The sequence below is a fragment of the Janthinobacterium sp. GW821-FHT03C10 genome, assembly GCF_059420865.1.
The window spans coordinates 518,044-537,058 of the sequence record NZ_JBWKUN010000004.1 but is presented as its reverse complement, the minus strand read 5'-3'; the positions used below and the strand labels follow the sequence as shown (position 1 = coordinate 537,058).

The window sequence follows — 19,015 nt, the reverse complement described above, 5'->3', positions numbered from 1 at the left end:
CGCCAGGCCACCAATTATTCGGCCTTGCATCAATTTCATTAACACCTGAATATGATTTCTCGCCTGCGCCATTAATTCGACCACTATACACTTTCAACCCACAAACCACGTTGTTTCAGGCCAACAAATAACTCAAGAAATAAAAAAACCACGCAAAAAAATTATTTTCCAGATGACTCAATTGCAACAAAGAAAACAAAATAAAATAAAATTACACTTTTTAAAATATTGGACAATGAATATTAGAAAATAACAAATAGTAACTTGAGATAAATACTATTAATTATTTTCTCATATATTCCAGTATCCGCAATTCCGGCATCGGCAAACCAGCCAGCCATCCTTGCCAAGCGCGCCAGGCCTGGCTCCCCCGCGATACCGAGGCGGCACCATCCTGGCCGCGCAGGAAAACAGCGGCGATGGCCGACCAGGCGATGTATTCCCGCGAAACGGACAGGACTGAGAATAAAAAAAGAATTATTATTTTGTCGGCATTCTATTCAAATCACCAAATGGTGCAAACGAAATATCCCAGCGCCGTTGCAACGCCATGCGTTTGATGATTTTAAAGATAATCCGCTTTAATCTGCTGCTCATCCACGATGCCTTCAATCCGTAATGATGAATACCCAGTGTTTCCGGTGTAATGTCGCTATACATCAATTGCATGGCATTATTCGGATAACTGCGATCATGTGGATTAAAGGGATAAAAAGTCACCGGGTCGAGCAGCGTAGCATGCTGACCGCCATGCATGTCCACCGCTCTTTTCAAGATAACGGGAGAGGTGGCAAACACGCGGCGCGGCACCAGCTCACGCAGCACGAGATCGCGCGCCAGTATCATCACGGGGTTGTTGGCTTCACAGGCCAGGAAGCCGGTACCAAAGCCGATACCTTCCTCGCACTTGGTTTCGCGCGCCATCAGGCAGCCGGGCACGTCCAACAGCCCATCGAGTGAACTGATCAGTTCGAGGTCAGTATCGATATAGATGCCGCCTTCCCTGGCCAGCACATCGAAGCGCACCCAATCGGCAACAAAGGCCCACTTTTTCTGAATGATCGCCTCGCGACAATATGCATTGTCGATATCGGAATTATCTTCATTCCATAACTTCAACTCATATTCAGGGCAGTATTTTCTCCATGATTCGATGCAGCGGCGATGCAGCACGCTCATTTCACCCCGGCCAAACCAGCAATAATGAATAACTTTAGGAATCATGGGCTTCTCACAGCAATTTTTTGGAGCAAAACAATCTTCACCAGAGCGACAAAGACGACGTGAATCAGGAAGGAAAAAACAGCACCAAACAGGCTGAATTGCACAGTGAGCAACCATAATAGTAGCAGATATAGCAAGTTTGTCCCCACTGAAATGATGGTGGACTGGCGCAGCTTTCCCAGTCCCCAATAGAACGCGTGCGTCGTCACAAACGTACCAGCAATCACGGCCGTCAACAGGACGACAGTGAACTCGGGCAAGTATCCCTGCAGCACGGGAAACAGTCTCGGCATCCAGAGAAATTTGCTGACATAGCACGCCACACCTGCCGCAGCCGTCACGCAAAACAGCATCTTCATCGTCTTGTGCCACAGGCTGAAGGCACCAGCCAGGTCGCCGGCGTTGGCGCGCGCGGCAAACTCGGGAATCGAGGTGGTATAGAACGGTGCCGTGGCGAGATTGACGAGCGAATAGATGCGCTTCAGGATGCTGAAGACGCCCAAATTTTCACCGGGCAAGGAAAAACCGATAATGACGCGGTCCAGCTGCACCACCGGCAAGTCGCAGATCGCTTGCAGCGTGCTCCACTTCCCCGCTTCCATCAGACGCTCCTGGCGCAAGGCGGCGTACGGCAGCGTACCGGCAATGCCGCTGCGGCTGCCAAAGATGAGCAGGAAAAGCAGCAAGCAGCGAATGACTTCCGGAATCGTGTAGGCCAGGATCATGCTCGACAAGTCCGGCTGGTAGCGTGAGACGCCGAACAGGAGGGCCAGTTTGATCAAATTGGTCAGGAAGCCTGCAAACATCAGCACGTTGTAGCGGTTGACCAGTCGGAAGTACGCGCTGTGGGTGCCGATGACGGGAAAGACGGCCGCCAGCGATAGCAGCAGCAGGTCGCCCCAGGAAAACTGGGCCACCTGCGACAGCGTCGACATCGCCAGGCCGCCGGAGACCAGCAGCACGGCCAGCAGCGCCAGCAATTCGAAGCGCAGGCTTTTGAGCACCGCGGCACGCAAGGCACTGCTGTCTATTTGATGGCCTGGCATTGCCACCAGCATGCCCTGCCAGTACTGGAATCCGCATACGGTAAACACGGTCAGGGCGATGGACTGCACCAGCACCAGATGGCCATACGCCTGCACGCCAGCGATCGCCAGCATGACGGGAATGGTGATGACGCTTACTCCTGCCCCCGCCACATTCAGCAGGAACATCATGGAACTATTTTTTACCAGGTTGCCAAAGGACTTGCTTACCTTGCTCATGACTACGCTGGTATCCCGCGCAAGGTCTTGTCATGCTCCGCCACCGCAGCCCCGGCTGTCGGCAGACTGGCCACCGGTTGACCATAACGCACGAACTGCACGATGCAACCAAGGCAGAAAAAACACAGCAATTGCATGGGCGGCTCGTCGATCAGCGTGCGGTTGTATACCAGCGTACTCAGGAAGAGCATCAGCATAATGGTGCTGGTATCGGCAATCGCCAGGCGCTCGGCGCTGGCGCCGCTGCGTGCGACATAGCGGATACCCAGTAATGTGCCAAGAATAAAGATGGATAGATAGGCAAGCGTCCCCAATATGCCCACGTCCCACAGCAACGTCGCCAGGCCCGTGGAGCCTATCTGCAGCAAGCGGTAGCGGGCAGCCACGACGCCGCGTCCTACCGATTGGCTGGTCAGGCTCGCACTCGGGCCATAGCCGATCAGCCGCTCCTGAATGGTGGGCATGGGATCGTAATACCACAGTGCAAGCGTGGCGCCGCGGCTGATTTCACCGGTGACATAGTTAATATTGTTCGGGTTGACCACATAACCGCCAAGCGTATTGAGTTTATCCTCGGTGGTTTCAGTCTTGGTCACCGCGCCCCAATATAAAGCGTGATAGGTCATGAAGATGCCCGAGCTGATCACGGACATCAATGCCACGAAAACAATAAACGCCATCAGGTTCTTCATCACCCGGCGGCGCAATACCCAGAAGACGCCGAATGGCAGCCACAGGAATACTGCCTTGACTTCCCCCAGCAGGATAATCGCCAGACCGATCACAAATACGCACACCACTTGCCAGACAGGGGTAATCCCGCGCACCCAGCGGGCCAGCATGTACAACATGCCGGCGACAGTAAATAGCACCAACACCGGACTCATGCTCGTGCCAAAGGAACCCACGACGCCGTCCCAGCCCAAACTGGACATCATGAAGAAGTGCTGGTAGATGACCAGCGGAAGTTGCGCCAAGACGATCCAGACGATCATCCACCACAACGTCAGCAGGCGCTTGTCCGACCACTCGAACCAGTACATGGCGAACAGCACGCCAAAAATGGGCAGGCAGAAACGCAATACGGAAATCAGCTGGGCCGTCTTGGCATGGCCAAGAAAGATACTGAAAGCATAGAATGCCAGATAGATCCAGGCTGCGGCGAGGACATAGGTGGCGCCGCGCGCGTTCTCGGCGATGCTCTCCTTGCGCAACCGGTTCGACAGGCTCACCTCAAGAATGACCCTGGCCAAAAAAAGCGCGCACAGGCCGCTGGCCATCCATGTCGCCATGCGGATATTGAAGAAAAATTGAATCGACCCCGCAATCAAAAACACGACGACGAACATAATCGGCATTAACTTCTTGGTGTCGATAAAAAGCAGGATCGGTATGAAGATCAGCAAACCGGCCAGCATGGCTGTCAACTGGATAGCTCCTAGCGCAATCACCATGCCAAGCAGTAGTGCCGTCGCAAGGCCGCCAAGCACCAGCATGGCGGCGGTCAATCCAGTGATACCCGTCCTTGCATTGCCGGGCTTGCTGCGTGCGGCGCGCGAAGATCCGCCATTCCATCGCAGTTTCTGGGACAAAAAACTCATATGTATTCCATGCGCGGCGCGGACGCCGGGCTCAATAAGGTGAAACGCCGACAGCGTAGCGCTTAGTGCGAAGTGCCGGCAAAATGGCCGCGCAGATCGGCCGGCATCGCCTGCAATAGCTGATCGACAAAGGCCTGCTGCAATCGATAGCCTTGTTCCGTATCGCTATTGATATTCGAGACACGCATCAAGGTGGCATCGGGGATCAAGCCGCGCACCGCGTAGGCCAGCTTGACCTTCTTGACTTCCCAGGAATTCGGCACCGCCTTGTCGCCCACGACAACCCAATAGGTAATCGGTTCGATGCGATTATTCAAGGTTGCAACCGTGCGGGAGACCGGGATAGCGCCGGCCATCGTCGGCAAGGAAACCTGATTGGTCTGCCCCACAGCGAAGCCCTGCCCGCCGTAACAGCCTTCCGGGAAATGCACGGACAGATTGTCGCGCTGATCGGTACCGTAGGCGATCGACAGCATGATGCGTTCGCCCTGCCCGTTCACATAGGTGCGCGACAGGGTTTCGGCATATATCTTGTTGAGTTCCGCCACCGTGGTGGGATTGACGACGGCAGCGACCTGGCTCGCATCTTCCTGCCAATCGCCAAACTTGGTAGGAATCACCGTACTGAGGACGATTTGCGGACGCGTGTCGGCCAGACGCACCGTTGGCGTAACCGCCTTGGTGCACAGGGCGCCGGCCAGCATCAGGGTGCCGATGGTCAGGCTGGTGATGGTGCTTTTTTTCATGATGCCGCCTTTCGGGCATGCCACACGCGTGCCAGCCATTGCAGAAGGGAATCCAGGCTGAGGATCAGTATCAGGGCGCTGACAAACAGCACCATCCCGGCGAAGCCATGCAGGAAGCCCTGCCCGGCCGCATCACCGAAGTAATACGTAATCAAGGTCAGTGCCACGACACGCATCACATTGGCAGTGAATGAAATGGGAATGATAAGGATCGCCAGACCGATGTTACGGATGGCGGAAGTATGGCGCACCAGGTTCAGATAGAACAGGCCCAGCGCCTCCAGGGTCAGCAAGGTTTGCAAACCGGCGCAGGCATCGGCCACCAGCAGCTGGTATTGGCCAATTTGAAGAATGACGCCGGTGCGCGCGATCGGGTAGCCAAGCCAGTACAAGATATGCTCGCAGACATACGATACGGCCATTTTCATGGGCAGGGTCAGCGCACTGACCACCGCACTGGGCAGCGGTATCATGAAGAGCATAAAAAAGAACGGAAACCAGGCGACGAGCAGTGAGCGCATGCCCAATTTCAGCACCAGAATCGCTGCCACGATCAGCACGAAAGAACCGATCTCGAAAGCGAGTATTTGCTGCGAACGGCCAGCGATATACAGCAGCAAGCCGACGGTCAACATCAGCCAACCCGACAGCGGTGCCCGATTGTATTGCGCAACGGCCAGGATCTGTTCGCGCTGACGCCACAGCAGCCAGATGGACAGCGCGAGGATAATGGGGCCGTGCGCCTGCTCTTCAGTGGCCCAGACACCAGTAAACAGGGTATAAAACGAGGGGAGATACAGCACTGCGAAGCCGATGACGATGGGCAGCCATTCCAGCAGCTGATCACGCCGTTGCAGAGCTGGTGCCAAGCTCATTCGAGTGCTCGTATTCATCAGAAATCTACCAGGACCGAGCCGACCACTTGCGCGCCGCTGTGCAGCATCTGTTCCGTCATGGCATTGATGTCGGCGACCGGCGTGTGGTTCTTGCGCGCCACCAGCAGGACTCCGCCCGTGCGTGCCGCCAGCGCCAGGGCATCGGATCCCAGCGAAAATGCCGCCGAATCGTACAGCACGACGTCATAGGAAGACTCGAGTTCCGTGCGCAAGGCGGAAAACGCGGGACGACTCAGCAGTTCCTGCGGATTTGGCGGCAGGGTACCGGCCCCCAGCACGGACAAGTCGACGAACGATTCGATGCGCGTGATCACATCGCGCTCGGCACGGCCAGCCAGGATATCCGACAAGCCCTGGCGCGCATCAAGACCGAACACTTCATGCTGGCTGGGATTGCGCAGATTGGCGTCAACCAGCAGAGTCTGTTCGCCCAGCTGGGAAAACACCACGGCCAGGTTGGCGGCAAACAGGCTCGCCCCGTCGCCATCGTTGACACCGACCACGACCAGCGATTTACGGCCCAGAGCCATCCAGCGCAACATTAACTGGCTACGGATGGCACGCAGGGTTTCCACTTGCGGACTGAACGGTTGATATGCGGCGATCAGCTTGTCCGAATACTTGCCCTCGCCCTGCTGCAGATAGGGATAGTCGAACTGCCGTGCCAGAACTTGCTGGATATCGGCCTCAGTCACCAGTCCCAGGCGCTGCGCCGCCTCGCCAAAACGGATGCCCAGTTCTTTCTGCATGCGCAGGACGCGCTCGGCACTCTCCGGCGTAATCTTGCCAGAAGCAAGCAAAAGGCTACCGATGCTGGAATCGGCCGTCCGTGGCACGGCGGAGACGAGCGGTTGCAATGCTGGATTCATATTATTTCCAATACTTAATTAAGACGCAAGCTGCGAGGCAACAACGATTTGAAGCGGTTCAGGCGGGGACGGGTCGGCGCGCTCCAATCGATCGAGCCGAGCACCGGCAACTGCAACAAATCGCTCAAATCGGCTTCGGAACGTACGCGACGGTCCAGCATTTCGGCCAGCAAGGAAAAGCCCACGCCCAGCAAACTCCCCAAAAACAGTGCCAGCAAGGTATTCAACAGTACTTTCGGACCGGCCGGCTTGATCGGCGCCACGGCAGGATTGAGCAGGGAGATATCCGATTGCTCCGATTGCCCCTCGATACGGGTTTGCGAGAAACGCTGCGAGGCGATATCGAAGGCGCGCTGTGCGCTCTCGACATCCTTTTGCATGACGCCCATTTCGTCGCGGGTGCGGTTCAATTCCAGGACTTTATCCTTTTGCGCCGCCAGCGCCGCACGCACGGCGCCTTCGCGCTGCTGCAGGATGCCGGCGTTTTTGCTGACCGAACTGGACGTCACGCGCGTGCCGTCCGCCAGTTCGCGGCGCATGCGCTCGACTTCCGCGTTCAGGCTTTCATATTGCGGATGATTGCGTCCCAGGCGCTGCGCCATCTCGGCCAGCTTGGACTCAGCCGTTGCCAGGCTCAGCTTCAGATTCTGCACCAACGGGTTCGACGCCACGTCCGGCGACTCGAAGCCGGCATTGCCTTCGGCCATGCGCTGGCGCGACGAGGCTTCCATCGCCTGGCCTTGCGCGGCCACGAGCTGCGCCGACAGGTCATTCAAGCGATTCGATTCGACGTCAAGACGGTTATCGACGCTGACGATGCCATGCTCCTGCTGATACTTCGACAGGCGGCTTTGCGCCACTTCGAGATTGTCACGCAACAGCTTCGTTTGCTCATTGAAATACACGGCCACCTTTTTCAGGGGATCGACTTTCAACTGGATACTGGTTTTCTGGTATTCATCGGCAAAGGCATTCGCAATGGCGGCAACAAACTGCGGATCGTTGCCCTGGAAACTGATATCGACGACACTGCTTTCGCGCGACGGAACGATCTCCAGCTTGGCCAGCAACAGATCGGCCAGCCAGTCGCGCACGGTTCCTTTGCCTTCCGTAGCTTCATTGAACTGCGCGATGACAGCCGGGCTTTCAGCCAACCGCAAGTGATCTACTACTTTCAGCGCCACATTCTTGCTGCTGATAATGTCGATTTGCGTCGCCATATACCCCGGCAACAGTTGCATCGGCAATGCCAGGCCGGTGACGGGATCAACCCCTTTGTAGTTTATTAACAGCGACGCCGTTCCCTTGTAGGTCTTGGGCAGCACCAGGCTGACCACCACCGTCGCCCCGACCGTGATGAGCAAAGTGAATAGCAAGATTCGTTTGCGCGCAAACAAGACGAGTAAAAACTGGTGAAAATTCATGGTCAACTCTCATATTAATAAAACAGCGCGCGCCAGATTGGACCGCGGGTCGGAACGATGTCGCTTAAAACAGGCTTTCTTTGACATACACGATGTCATCGACTTGAATGGTGTCGTCATGCTTGGCGTCGAGTATTTGCATCACGCCGGCAGCATCGCGACGTTTGATACGCACGCCACGCTCGGTACCGCGCTGCGTCAACCCGCCACCGACGGACAAAGCCTGCAAGACCGTCATCGAGCGCTCCAGGCGGAACGCACCAGGACGCTGCACTTCACCATAGATGTAAAAACGCGGCGCCCGCTCGACGTACAGGACATCGTTCCCCGTCAGCTCGAAGTCACGCGCCAGATCGGCGCTGCGCATCATGTCGACGATGTCGATGGTTTCCTTGGTGGTGCTGCCATTGCGCTTGCGAATCAGGCTCACCACGTCGCCGCCATCAGGACTCTGGCCACCGGCCATGGCCAGGATGTCGAGCAGGCTGCGCTTGCCCTCGATCGGATAGCGGCCGGGACGATTCACCTGCCCCAGCACGGATACCTGCTGGCTCTGCAAGGCCGTCACGATGATATTGACTTGCGCCTTGCGCAGGAAGCCGCCGCTCTCCAGCGCCTGGCCCAGCTTTTTCTCTGCGCCGGCAACGGACAAACCACCCACTTGCACCGTCCCAACCAACGGGAAAGTAATGCTGCCAGCTTCGCTGACGCGCGTTTCCAGGCCCAGGTCGGGACTGCCATACACGGAAATTTTCAGCACATCGCCAGCGCCCAGCAATACCTCCGCCGCGCCCGCCACACCCATACTGCAGGCCATCAGCACGGCGGCCATCCACATTGCGAGTCGTTTCATGATTTGCTCTATCCTTTTAATAACATCCGTTGAACCGCCAAAATACCTGCCGACGTCTTATTTCAAGCCTGCCACGCCACGCGCATTGACCTCGCTGGCATCGGCAGCGGGCGCCGCCGGCGCTGCAACGGGCACCGCCGGCGCCGCCACTGGCGCAGGCACCGGAGCAGAGACGGCAGGAGCTGATGCCGCAGCCGGGGCCTCCGTCTTGTTCAGATACTCGATCTTCGCACTTGCGCGCAGACGCTTGATCTCGGCGTCTGCCGCGTCCTTGTTCTTCTTATTGAACAGGAACTGCTCGATCTGCGGTGTCACTTGCGCCAGGGTGATCGGGCTGTCCTTGATATCAACCAGCGAAATCAGCAAGGTACGATCGCCTTCACGGATGATGAACAACTGGCCTTTCGGCATACCCAACAGCTTGGTGCTCAGTTCCGGGGCCAGGTCGGTGCTGCTACGCGACAGCTGTGTACGGCCATATTTGACCTTGTTCGCGTCCAGCCATGCCGCCACCTCCTCCAGCGACTTCGCGCTATCCATGGCCTTCTTCAGCTCATCATTCATGTCGGATGTAGCAATGATCAGTTCGCGCATGTCGAATTGCTTGCGCTGGCTAAAATACAGCGGATTCTTTTTAAAGTAATCTTCCACCTCGGCTGCCGTGGGCTTGGCGATATTACCGATGCGTTTTTGCATGTAAGCCTGGGCCACAATCAAGGCCTTGGCCCGCTCGACGGCCTGCACGACCTTGGGATCGCGGTCAACCTTATCCTTGACGGCTTCGTTCTGCAGCAACTGGCGGTCGATCAGCGATTCGAGCAACTGCTTGGTGGCGGTTTCCTGCTGCGCCGCAGGCACGTTCGCACGTTGCAGCTCCTCATTCAGCTGCAATACCGTGATTTCCTCGCCGTTGACGCTGGCCAGAGCCTGGCCTGCCTTCTTTTCCTTGCCGCCGCAGGCGGACAACCCGGCCGCCGCCAACACGACCAGCGCGGCGCACAACAAGCGGGCATTGACGGCTGGTGTACGCATGGTCAAACGAGAGTTGTGAAAATGCTTCAAGATGGCTCCTTCGATTTCATTATTGAAAATTCAGTCATTGTAGTGCATAACGCAATATTTATTTGCAAAAACGTTGCACGAAAGACATGTAATGGCAACAATTAGCACGCCATGGCAAATAATTATCAATATTGTAAATATGATACACAAGATGCAAGCTGCAAGGGAAATATTTTTGCTTAAAAATCTATTAAGAAGGCTTTAATACAACTGTTTCTAGTGTCGCATGATCAAAAAATTATGCTTAACTGAAAAAATTTCCTAGAAGAATATTTTGAAGCGATAATTTCCGTAGGCTGTCCTGTGCTGGGTCGCAGGCAACGAATCTGAACGCCGCAGCGGCGTATGTCGGCAAAGATGGGGCCGACGCAAAATGCAAACTGATGTCACGCCGCACGACACTGGGTGAAGGCAAGCCAAGACCGAAGTGCCACATGACAATGGTGACTGTCGCATATCTTCGCTATCGCGATTCTCCGCAAGCCATGGCGTGGGCCAGCGGCATCCCGTACAAGAAGCGCACCTGGCCACAGCGCGGGGCAATTGGCATCATTCTTCTGCGTCCATTTTATCGTGTATTGATTGAGCGCAAAACAAATTCAACATTGCCGTGTACTTTGCCACACATCAATGTGCGTTATCTCGCTTCAATACAACCTTGACAGTCCGCATGATGATCCACAAATCGAGCCACAGGGACCAGTTGCGCAGATAGTCGAGGTCGAAATGGATGCGCGCTTCCATCTTGTCGAGCGTCTCCGTCTCGCCGCGCAAGCCGTTGACCTGGGCCCAGCCGGTAATGCCGGGCTTGACCTTGTGGCGCAGCATGTAGCCTTTGATCAGCTTGCGGTACTGCTCATTGTGCGCCACCGCATGGGGACGGGGACCGACAATGCTCATGCGGCCCTGTAACACATTGATAAATTGCGGCAACTCATCGAGCGAGCTACGGCGCAGAAAGGCCCCAATGCGCGTCACGCGCTGATCGTTCTTGGTGGCCTGCACCACCTTGTCGCCATCCTCGCTGACCGTCATCGAGCGGAATTTATAGACGATGATTTCCTCGCCATACAGGCCGTAGCGGCGCTGACGGAAGATCACAGGACCTTTCGAGGTCATCTTCACAGCGATGGCAATGATCAGCATCACCGGCAACAACATGATCTGGATCAACAAGCCCAGCACGATGTCGCTACCGCGCTTGACCATGCTGTTAAACCCCGTGAACGGCGACTCGCGGATGGCGATTACCGGCATGCCGCCCACGTTGTCGAAGCGCGCCTGCATCAGATCGAATATATATATATCTGGCAAGAAGTACACGGAGGCCGTCGTGTCCTGCAGTTCGTCGAGCATCTTGCGGATGCGCGGCTGGGCCGAAATGGGCTGGCTGATGAATATCATCTTGATATTGTGTTCGCGCACATAGGCGGCGATATCGGCCATTTTGCCCAGCATGGGCTCCCGCATCTTCTCGGGCCAGCGGTCATCGGTGCGGTCGTCAAAAAAACCGCGCACACTCATGAACAGGTTCGGATTGCGCTCGACGGTCGCGGCGAACTTCAGGCTGGCGTCATTGGCGCCGATGATGACGACCGAGCGCACTTCGCTGTCGCGGCCGGGATCGGCCACCATGCGCCGTGCGGCAAGATGGCTGAGCAACAAGATGAATGGGGTGAGCAGAAACCAGGCCAGCACCAATTCGTGGTCGAAATGAAACGCCAGTCCCGTCGCCGAGCCGAGAAAGATCAGAATCAGGGCGGTAATGGTCCAACTGACAAAAACATCCCGGGCGTAGGCCAGCATGCGACCGCTGCGCCACGTACGATACGGGTCGACATACTGGAATACAGATGATGAAATAAAGAACGCCAGGATCATCAATACCAGCGAATAACCGGTGAAAGGCGAGCCCGACAGGACTGACAGCAGGTACAGCGTACCCATGATGATCAATGGATCGAGGATGCGCTGGAAAAAAGAAATCAGGGGTATATCATTAACCGTCATGATGCTCTTCAAAACTGGGCACTGGCATTGAAGGAAATGCCATTAGCGTGATAGGTGCTGGTATTAACGATCGGTGCGCCTTTGCGCTCATCACGGAAAGCACTGATGCCCAACTGGATATTCGGCCGGGGCGCATATGTGAGGCCGATGCTGGCCGTTTTCGTGGTATCTTTGACATCAACAGGCAACACCAAGCCGCTCGCAGCGGCAAAATCTCGCTTCTCGCGCCGCAATTGTGCATCCATGCGGACCTTGGCCGAAATATCCCAGGCAGCGGCCAGGCTGGCACCATTGTTCAGGCTGCTGCTAATCAGAGAATTTTCCACGGCGGCAAACTCATGCCACACGCTGCCCGTAAAACGCACCTTGCCCAGCGGGGCCCAATATACGGTGACGCGCCCGTTGGCGCCGCTGGCGTCGCGTCCAGAGAATATCTTGTTCTTGCGCTTCACCCAGCCACCGAGCAATTGCACTTGTGTAATACCGCTCAGGCGCCAATAAATGTTGGCCTTGACCTCGTCCTGCTCGTAGCCCTGATCAACGCCAAATCCGACCAGGCTGGCGCGATTCGGATACTCCCCTTTCAGGTGGCGCAACTGTATCCCGATCCGGCTTTCGCTGGCCGGCAAATAGTCCAGACCCAGTTCCACGGCGTCTTCCTGCCGATTGGAAAATTTTTGCGCCATGGAATCATAAGTATATTTATCGCGCGAAACACCGCCACGCACTCGCCAGCTTGGATGAAAACGCCAACCGCCATTCGCATACTCACGACGAATCGTGCGCAGGTTGCGATCCGTGCTCTGCAAATCGCTGAACGGGGTCAGTGTCTGCGAGTAGCTACCGCCCACGTGACCCTCAAGATGATTGGCAATATGCCATTCCAGATCGGCCAGATAGTCTTTGCCCGTATAGTCGAGCTGATCAAAGTGATCGAAATAGACGCGCGACCACTTTACCTGGCCCGTCAGGCGTTGCCGTCCGATCGGGCGATTAATCAGGAACCCCGCTTGCACCTGGCGCGAAGTGTCCGAGCGCTGGCCATCGAAGCCGGACACGTTATCATCAAGCCGGAATAAATTGTTATCGTAAGAATACGTCGTCGCGATAAAAGGCGAGATCGTATCGCTGATGGCGGCGCCAGCCGGCAAACTGCATGCCGCGCCACCGGCCGCCATCAGCGTAGCGGGCAATATGCGAGCCAGAAGCGAGGCCAAACGGTTGCGATGCAATCCCGATTGCCCGATACGGGCCTGGCAATGATACGATGAATTCAACATGGGCATTGTCTTTAAGAGAGCAAACAGTTGATTGGTAATATTACCAGTAAGTCCAGTGTCCACCGGAAACAATCCAGAGGCCCAGCACGCCATTCGTCACGCCATGGGCGAGGATGGGCGACCACAGGTTCTGGCTGCGCATGTACAGCAAGCTGTAAGCGGCACCGGCAACGATACCGGCCAGCCACAAATTGTGTTCGAAACCAAACAGTACCACGCTGATAATAAACGCCTTAGCACTGGCCAGGCGTGGCTGGAATGTCAGGAAATCAGGGGCATCGATCCAGCGCAGCAGGAAGGAGCGCCAGAACAGCTCTTCCATCACGGGCACCACCAGGGCCGCGCCAGCGATGCGCAGCACCACCAGGCTCCACTCGATCTGGCCGTCATTGCGCGGATCGAAGCCATCGGCGCTGCCGACCGTCATCCAGCTGGCACTCAGATTAATCCACAACAAAAAAACAACAATCCCCGTGGCCAACGCCACGGCCAGGGCGCGCGCGCCCAGCGGCGTCCACCGCAGTTCCGTGTAGCTGCGGCGCCAGTACAACAACATGCCCAGCACGACGCCGATCTTGACGGCATACAGCCAGCGCAGCTCCTGCGCGGCAAAGCCAAGCCGGCCGAGCATGTCGGCGATGAAGATGAAGGAGAGATAGGCCAGGAATGGCGCTACCCGGGGCAAGGCGGCGCGGTCAAACATGCTGATGCGCACCGGAGGTGGAACCGCGCGCCGGACGCGGTGGTCCGGCGTGCGTGTTTTTAATAACAAACATGCATCCTCCGATGTAATAAATATAATTATATAATTATATCAAGCTGAACCGTTGCCGTGGCAAATAATCCTGACTTAATTACAACGGGGGCATGCAAAAAAGCATCAACCGTTGGCGCGCGCCTCGATCTGCTCCCACTTTTCCAGCGCTTCCAGCAATTCGCCTTCGATCTCGGCCACGCGTGCGTTCAGGCGCTTGCCTTCGGCCGGCGTCTTCTTGTAGAAGTCCGGATGCGACAGCTCGGCGGCCAGCACCGACTGCTCGTCCTCCAGCTTGGCAATCAATTTCGGCAGCTCTTCCAGCTCGCGCTGCTCCTTGTAGCTGAGCTTTTTCTGTTTGGCAACAGGTGCGGCAGTCTCGACCTTCACGGCCGGCTTGCTGGCGGGCGCCGTGGCGATCGGCAAGGTGCGCACGCGCTCCCAGTCCGTGTAGCCGCCGACGAATTCGCGCCACTTGCCCTCGCCTTCGGCGACGATCACCTGCGTGACGACGTTGTCGAGGAAGGTACGGTCATGGCTGACGAGGAAGACGGTGCCGGTGTATTCTTCCAGCAACTCTTCCAGCAATTCCAGGGTATCGATATCCAAGTCATTGGTCGGCTCATCGAGCACCAGCACGTTGGCCGGCTTGGCGAACAGGCGCGCCAGCAGCAAACGGTTGCGCTCGCCACCGGACAGCGACTTGACGGGCGAACGGGCACGTTCCGGCGCGAACAGGAAGTCGTTCAGATACGTCATCACGTGGCGGCGCTGGCCATTGATCTCGACCCAGTCGCTGCCTGGCGCGATGGTTTCCATCAGGTTCGCCTCTTCGTTCAGCTGCGTGCGCATCTGGTCGAAATACGCCACTTGCAGCTTGGTCCCCAGGCGGATGGTGCCCGTGTCCGACTGCTCTTCGCCGAGGATCATCTTCAGCAGGGTGGTCTTGCCGGCGCCGTTGGCGCCGATCAGGCCGACCTTGTCGCCACGCAAGATGGTGGCGCTGAAATCCTTGACGATGACCTTGTCGCCGTAGATCTTCGAGACGTTTTCCAGGTCCGCCACGATCTTGCCCGAGCGTTCGCCGGCCGACACGTCCAGTTTTACTTGTCCCTGCTGTTCGCGGCGCGCATTACGCGTCAGGCGCAGCGCTTCCAGGCGGCGCACGCGGCCTTCGTCGCGCACGCGGCGGGCCTTGACGCCCTTGCGTATCCACACTTCTTCCTGCGCCAGGAACTTGTCGAACTTGGCGTTTTCCACCTCTTCGATTTCCAGCTGCTCCGCCTTGCGCACTTGATACGCCGTGAAGTTGCCCGGGTACGACAGCAAATGGCCGCGGTCCAGCTCGATGATGCGCGTGGCGACGTTGTCGAGGAAGGAGCGGTCATGGGTAATGAACAGCACGCTGCCCTTGAAGTCGCGCAACAAGCCTTCCAGCCACAGGATGGAACTGAAGTCCAGATGGTTGGTGGGCTCATCGAGCAGCAGCACGTCGGGTGCCGACACCAGCGCGCGCGCCAGCGCCACGCGCTTCTGCATCCCGCCGGACAGGGTTTTCATGGCCATGTCGCCCGTCAGGTTCAAACGGTCGAGCACGGTTTCTACCTTGTTCGGCAAGCTCCACGCATCGGCCGCATCGAGCTTGACCTGGATGTCGTGCATGCGTTCCATCAGTTCGTCGTCATTACCCTGGCCAAACTGGCCCGTCAACGCATCGTATTCCTTCAGCCACGCCTGCGATTCGCCCATGCCGGACGCGACGGCGTCGAACACGGACATTTCCGGGTCGAATTGCGGTTCCTGCTCCACATAGGCGATCTTGATGCCTTGTTGCATCACCAACAAGCCGTCATCGAGCTTGAACTTGCCCGAAATAACCTTCAACAGCGACGATTTACCCGTGCCGTTACGGCCGATCAAGCCGACCCGCTCCGAGGTTTCCAGTGAAAATTCCGCGTGATCGAGCAGCGCGACGTGACCGAACGCAAGTTGCGCCGATGAAAGAGAAATGACAGCCATAATGAGTAAAGGTGTTCGGGCGCCGTTCCCTGCACACCGCGTGGTGCGCCAAACAGCTGCCGATTGGATGAATGAAGCACGCATTGTACCGACAACTCGGCACCACCAGTACATTGCGGCCAGCATGAACTCAGGCCACCGGCGCGCGTTGCGTGGAATGTGGTGTCGCCAGCAGGAATCGAACCTGCATTTAAGTCTTAGGAGGACCTTGTACTATCCATTGTACGATGGCGACACGCGCAGCGGCATTATACAGGCAAGCGCCCGCCATTGACAGCGTGGCAAGCGGACGGCTCGAGCAACGCGCCTGCCATTGCGCGCACGCTATGGCGCTGCGGCCACCTGCTTCAGTCGGGACAAGATTTGCTGGGCCGCCAGCGCATGGGACACCTTATTCCAATGCGCATCCATGGGAGCGAAGTCCATCCGCTCGCGTTGTGCCTCCCAATGCCGCGCGAACACAGGTTGCATGTCGATTGCTGCATAGCCATGGTGTTTCAAACGGCCAAGGAAAAATGCCCGATCGTCGTCCTGCCAGGACGGCTTGCCCTTGCGCCCGTCGTACAGCAGGCCCCGCTCACCATCGACGAGAAATAAAAACTGTACCGTGGAACTACCTTCGATGGCACGCAGCTGTGTCAGATAGTAGTCGAGCACCAATGCCCGCGACGCCGTATCCCGGACCGGCAATGGAGCCGCCGATGGCGGATTCTTGCGGCGCAGCGTCGATGACAGCCAATCCGGCAACTTGAGATTGTAATAACAATACCGCGCCAATGCCGAATAGGACACCACCCGCTTGATCTTGGGTTCCTTATACGGTGTTTGCACCATGTGCAAGCCATCTGGGCCGGGTTCGATCTGATTGTGGCCACGTTTTGCCGCCTCAAGCAAGGAGGCAAGATTGCTGCCATCGACAAATAGCACCACCGTGCGCGGATGCACGCGCGGCACATAATAGCGCGCCATGGCCAGCGTATCGGCGAGGCCATTGCCGGAACTACCGGCCGCATACACCCCGCCGCCAAGCGCATGCTCCAGCTGTCCCTGCATGGTATCGGGATAGTCGAGCATCAGGCTCTCGACAAAACTGTCACCAAGCACCAGTACGGCAGCGCCATCCTTGAAGTCGCGCGAATTCGATGCCCCTTGGGCATTGATCACGCCGCTGCGTGCATTATTCAACGCCCAACCATACGAGTACACATAGGGCTGGTGCGCCAGATAGCGGCGAAATGGAATTTGCGGGTCGCTATTTTCCAGCCGCAAGCCGGACGAGACAGGCAAGCATTGCAGGACGGCCTCGAGCACCAGCACCGTTGCCAGCATGCCCAAGCCTATGGCGAATAAAGGACGCATATGGTTTAGAAATTAAAATAAAGAAATTCAGAAATGCCACGCGTTTCGCTAATTGCCAGCAAAAGCAGACAGAGGATCAACAGCGCACCCAAGGCAATATTGCCGTTTCGCCCGGACAGGCGCTCTTCCTGCCTGCGCAAAATGCCGCGGCCCAGCAGGTCGTAGGCATTGGGCATGAAGAAGGCAATGGCCGCGCAAGCCAGCAACCACCATAGGCAGCTCTGCAGTGCCATAATCCTGTCGATTCCCAGCATCGCCCCCTGCATCGCTGGCGTCAGGGTGCTGCCGCTCATGGCTTGCAGCACATCCAGTGCCACCTCCACCGAACTGGCACGGAAAAAGACCCAGGCCAAGACGACGGCCAGGAAAGTGGCGATGCTGCCGGCAACGCGTATTGGCAGATTGCTGCGTCCACCAAGAGCATGGCGTAGCGCATGATTAATAATCAGGTAAATACCGTGCAGCATGCCCCATACGAGAAAAGTCCAGTTGGCGCCATGCCACAAGCCACCCAACAGCATGGTCAGGAACAGATTGCGGTAGCGCTGGAAGGCGCCTTGGCGATTCCCCCCCAAGGGAATGTACAGATAATCGCGCAGGAAAGTGGATAGCGTGATGTGCCAGCGACGCCAGAAATCGATGATGGAAACCGCCTTGTACGGCGAGTTGAAATTGATGGGCAGTACGATGCCAAACATATAGGACAGGCCGTATGCCATATCGGAATAGGCGGAAAAGTCGAAGTATAGCTGGAAGGTATACGCCAGGGCTCCGGCCCAGGCTTCCAGCATGCTCAGATTCTGGTGGTGCGCATCGAACACCGGGGCGACATAACGTGCCACGCCGTCAGCCAGTATCACTTTCTTGAACAGGCCTATGGTGAAAAACGCCAGTCCGACGACGATGCGCCCATGCCGCAGCACGTGCGACTCCGGCTGTGAAAATTGCGGCATCATATCTTTATGATGCAAAATGGGGCCGGCAATCAGGTGCGGAAAATACGTGACAAACAGGCCATAACTTTCCGGTTGATACTCTTTCACTTTACCGGTATGGCAATCCACCAGATACGCAATCTGCGTAAACGTGAAGAACGATATACCGATTGGCAACACGATACCGATCGGCGTCAACGGCGCCCCGGTCAGGGCCGCGATATTTTCTATCAGAAAATCAAAATATTTAAAAAAGATCAGCAAGGAAAGATTGAAAACAAGGCCGCAGACAAGCCACGCCTTCGCAGGCCGACGGAGTCCCTGCTCATAACGCTGTGAAATACGACGTCCGACCGCAAAGTTGACACAGATGGACAGGGCTAGCAACGGCAGGAAACGAATATCCCAATAGCAATAAAATGCTAGGGAGGCCAACAGCAAAAAAATGATCGATACGCGTAAAGAATACTTTGACAGAGCAAAATATCCCAACAGGGCCAATGGCAAAAAGATCAAAAAGAAAGCAAATGAGTTAAATAGCACCGCGTCTTCCTACAGGTAATAAATTGGTGTACAGAGGAATATGGGGGCGTCCGGCATCCTTGTGACGGGGCTCACGCTCGCCAATCCGGCAGATGCGGACCAAGCGCCAGGCCGATCTCGCAACAGGTTTCGAACCTGTTCGCTTTACCGTCCCCATGAGTAGCGGGCTAGCACC

15 protein-coding genes and 1 tRNA gene are annotated in these 19,015 nt (G+C 56.6%); all 16 read right to left on the bottom strand.

The features are described 5' to 3' along the window. Nucleotides 1–480 precede the first annotated feature (480 nt). The 16 genes from AC07VH_RS16690 to AC07VH_RS16615 all read right to left on the bottom strand — a co-directional run bounded on the left by AC07VH_RS16690 (nt 481) and on the right by AC07VH_RS16615 (nt 18,840). A complete protein-coding gene (locus AC07VH_RS16690) occupies nt 481–1,224 on the bottom strand; it encodes a glycosyltransferase family 32 protein (RefSeq protein WP_494788715.1) in 744 nt (247 codons plus the stop codon). Beyond that, complete coding sequence (locus tag AC07VH_RS16685; RefSeq protein ID WP_494788714.1) at nt 1,221–2,441, bottom strand: lipopolysaccharide biosynthesis protein; 1,221 nt, start codon at nt 2,439–2,441, stop codon at nt 1,221–1,223. The genes AC07VH_RS16690 and AC07VH_RS16685 overlap by 4 nt, the downstream gene beginning before the upstream one ends. Before the next feature lie 50 nt (nt 2,442–2,491). Further along, nucleotides 2,492–4,090, bottom strand: a complete 1,599-nt coding sequence (locus tag AC07VH_RS16680) for a hypothetical protein (protein WP_494788713.1) — start codon at nt 4,088–4,090, stop codon at nt 2,492–2,494. A 62-nt stretch (nt 4,091–4,152) separates the two neighbouring features. Next, complete coding sequence (gene epsI, locus AC07VH_RS16675) at nt 4,153–4,836, bottom strand: exosortase-associated protein EpsI, B-type (RefSeq protein ID WP_475417489.1); 684 nt, start codon at nt 4,834–4,836, stop codon at nt 4,153–4,155. Beyond that, on the bottom strand, nt 4,833–5,711 hold the full coding sequence (gene xrtB / locus AC07VH_RS16670) for an exosortase B (RefSeq protein WP_489628457.1): 879 nt from the start codon (nt 5,709–5,711) through the stop codon (nt 4,833–4,835). The genes epsI and xrtB overlap by 4 nt, the downstream gene beginning before the upstream one ends. A gap of 17 nt (nt 5,712–5,728) precedes the next feature. Beyond that, a complete protein-coding gene (gene epsG, locus AC07VH_RS16665; protein WP_099389372.1) occupies nt 5,729–6,601 on the bottom strand; it encodes a chain length determinant protein tyrosine kinase EpsG in 873 nt (290 codons plus the stop codon). Nucleotides 6,602–6,615: 14 nt separating this feature from the next. Continuing rightward, the gene (epsF, locus tag AC07VH_RS16660; RefSeq protein WP_099389373.1) at nt 6,616–8,025 is read right to left on the bottom strand and encodes a chain length determinant protein EpsF; all 1,410 of its coding nucleotides are present in this window, start codon (nt 8,023–8,025) and stop codon (nt 6,616–6,618) included. A gap of 64 nt (nt 8,026–8,089) precedes the next feature. Beyond that, a complete protein-coding gene (gene epsE / locus AC07VH_RS16655; RefSeq protein WP_475418429.1) occupies nt 8,090–8,878 on the bottom strand; it encodes a polysaccharide export protein EpsE in 789 nt (262 codons plus the stop codon). 57 nt (nt 8,879–8,935) lie between these two features. Then, nucleotides 8,936–9,910 carry an EpsD family peptidyl-prolyl cis-trans isomerase gene (locus AC07VH_RS16650; RefSeq protein ID WP_489628458.1) on the bottom strand — a complete coding sequence of 325 codons (975 nt, stop codon included), beginning with the start codon at nt 9,908–9,910 and terminating at the stop codon, nt 8,936–8,938. 657 nt (nt 9,911–10,567) lie between these two features. Then, nucleotides 10,568–11,950: an undecaprenyl-phosphate glucose phosphotransferase gene (locus AC07VH_RS16645; RefSeq protein ID WP_475418204.1), complete on the bottom strand. Its 1,383-nt coding sequence runs from the start codon at nt 11,948–11,950 to the stop codon at nt 10,568–10,570. Nucleotides 11,951–11,958: 8 nt separating this feature from the next. Beyond that, nucleotides 11,959–13,230: an XrtB/PEP-CTERM-associated polysaccharide biosynthesis outer membrane protein EpsL gene (epsL, locus tag AC07VH_RS16640; RefSeq protein WP_494788712.1), complete on the bottom strand. Its 1,272-nt coding sequence runs from the start codon at nt 13,228–13,230 to the stop codon at nt 11,959–11,961. Between the two features lie 40 nt (nt 13,231–13,270). Next, a complete protein-coding gene (locus AC07VH_RS16635) occupies nt 13,271–13,933 on the bottom strand; it encodes a CAAX prenyl protease-related protein (protein WP_475417363.1) in 663 nt (220 codons plus the stop codon). A 177-nt stretch (nt 13,934–14,110) separates the two neighbouring features. Then, entirely contained in the window at nt 14,111–16,003 is a 1,893-nt protein-coding gene (locus AC07VH_RS16630) for an ATP-binding cassette domain-containing protein (protein ID WP_494788711.1), read from the bottom strand. Nucleotides 16,004–16,163: 160 nt separating this feature from the next. Continuing rightward, nucleotides 16,164–16,238 (bottom strand) — tRNA-Arg (locus AC07VH_RS16625). Between the two features lie 89 nt (nt 16,239–16,327). After that, nucleotides 16,328–17,332 (bottom strand): hypothetical protein, encoded by a 1,005-nt coding sequence (locus AC07VH_RS16620; protein WP_489628461.1) that lies wholly within the window; start codon nt 17,330–17,332, stop codon nt 16,328–16,330. A gap of 35 nt (nt 17,333–17,367) precedes the next feature. Continuing rightward, nucleotides 17,368–18,840 (bottom strand): MBOAT family O-acyltransferase, encoded by a 1,473-nt coding sequence (locus AC07VH_RS16615; protein WP_494788710.1) that lies wholly within the window; start codon nt 18,838–18,840, stop codon nt 17,368–17,370. Between the last annotated feature and the right edge of the window lie 175 nt (nt 18,841–19,015).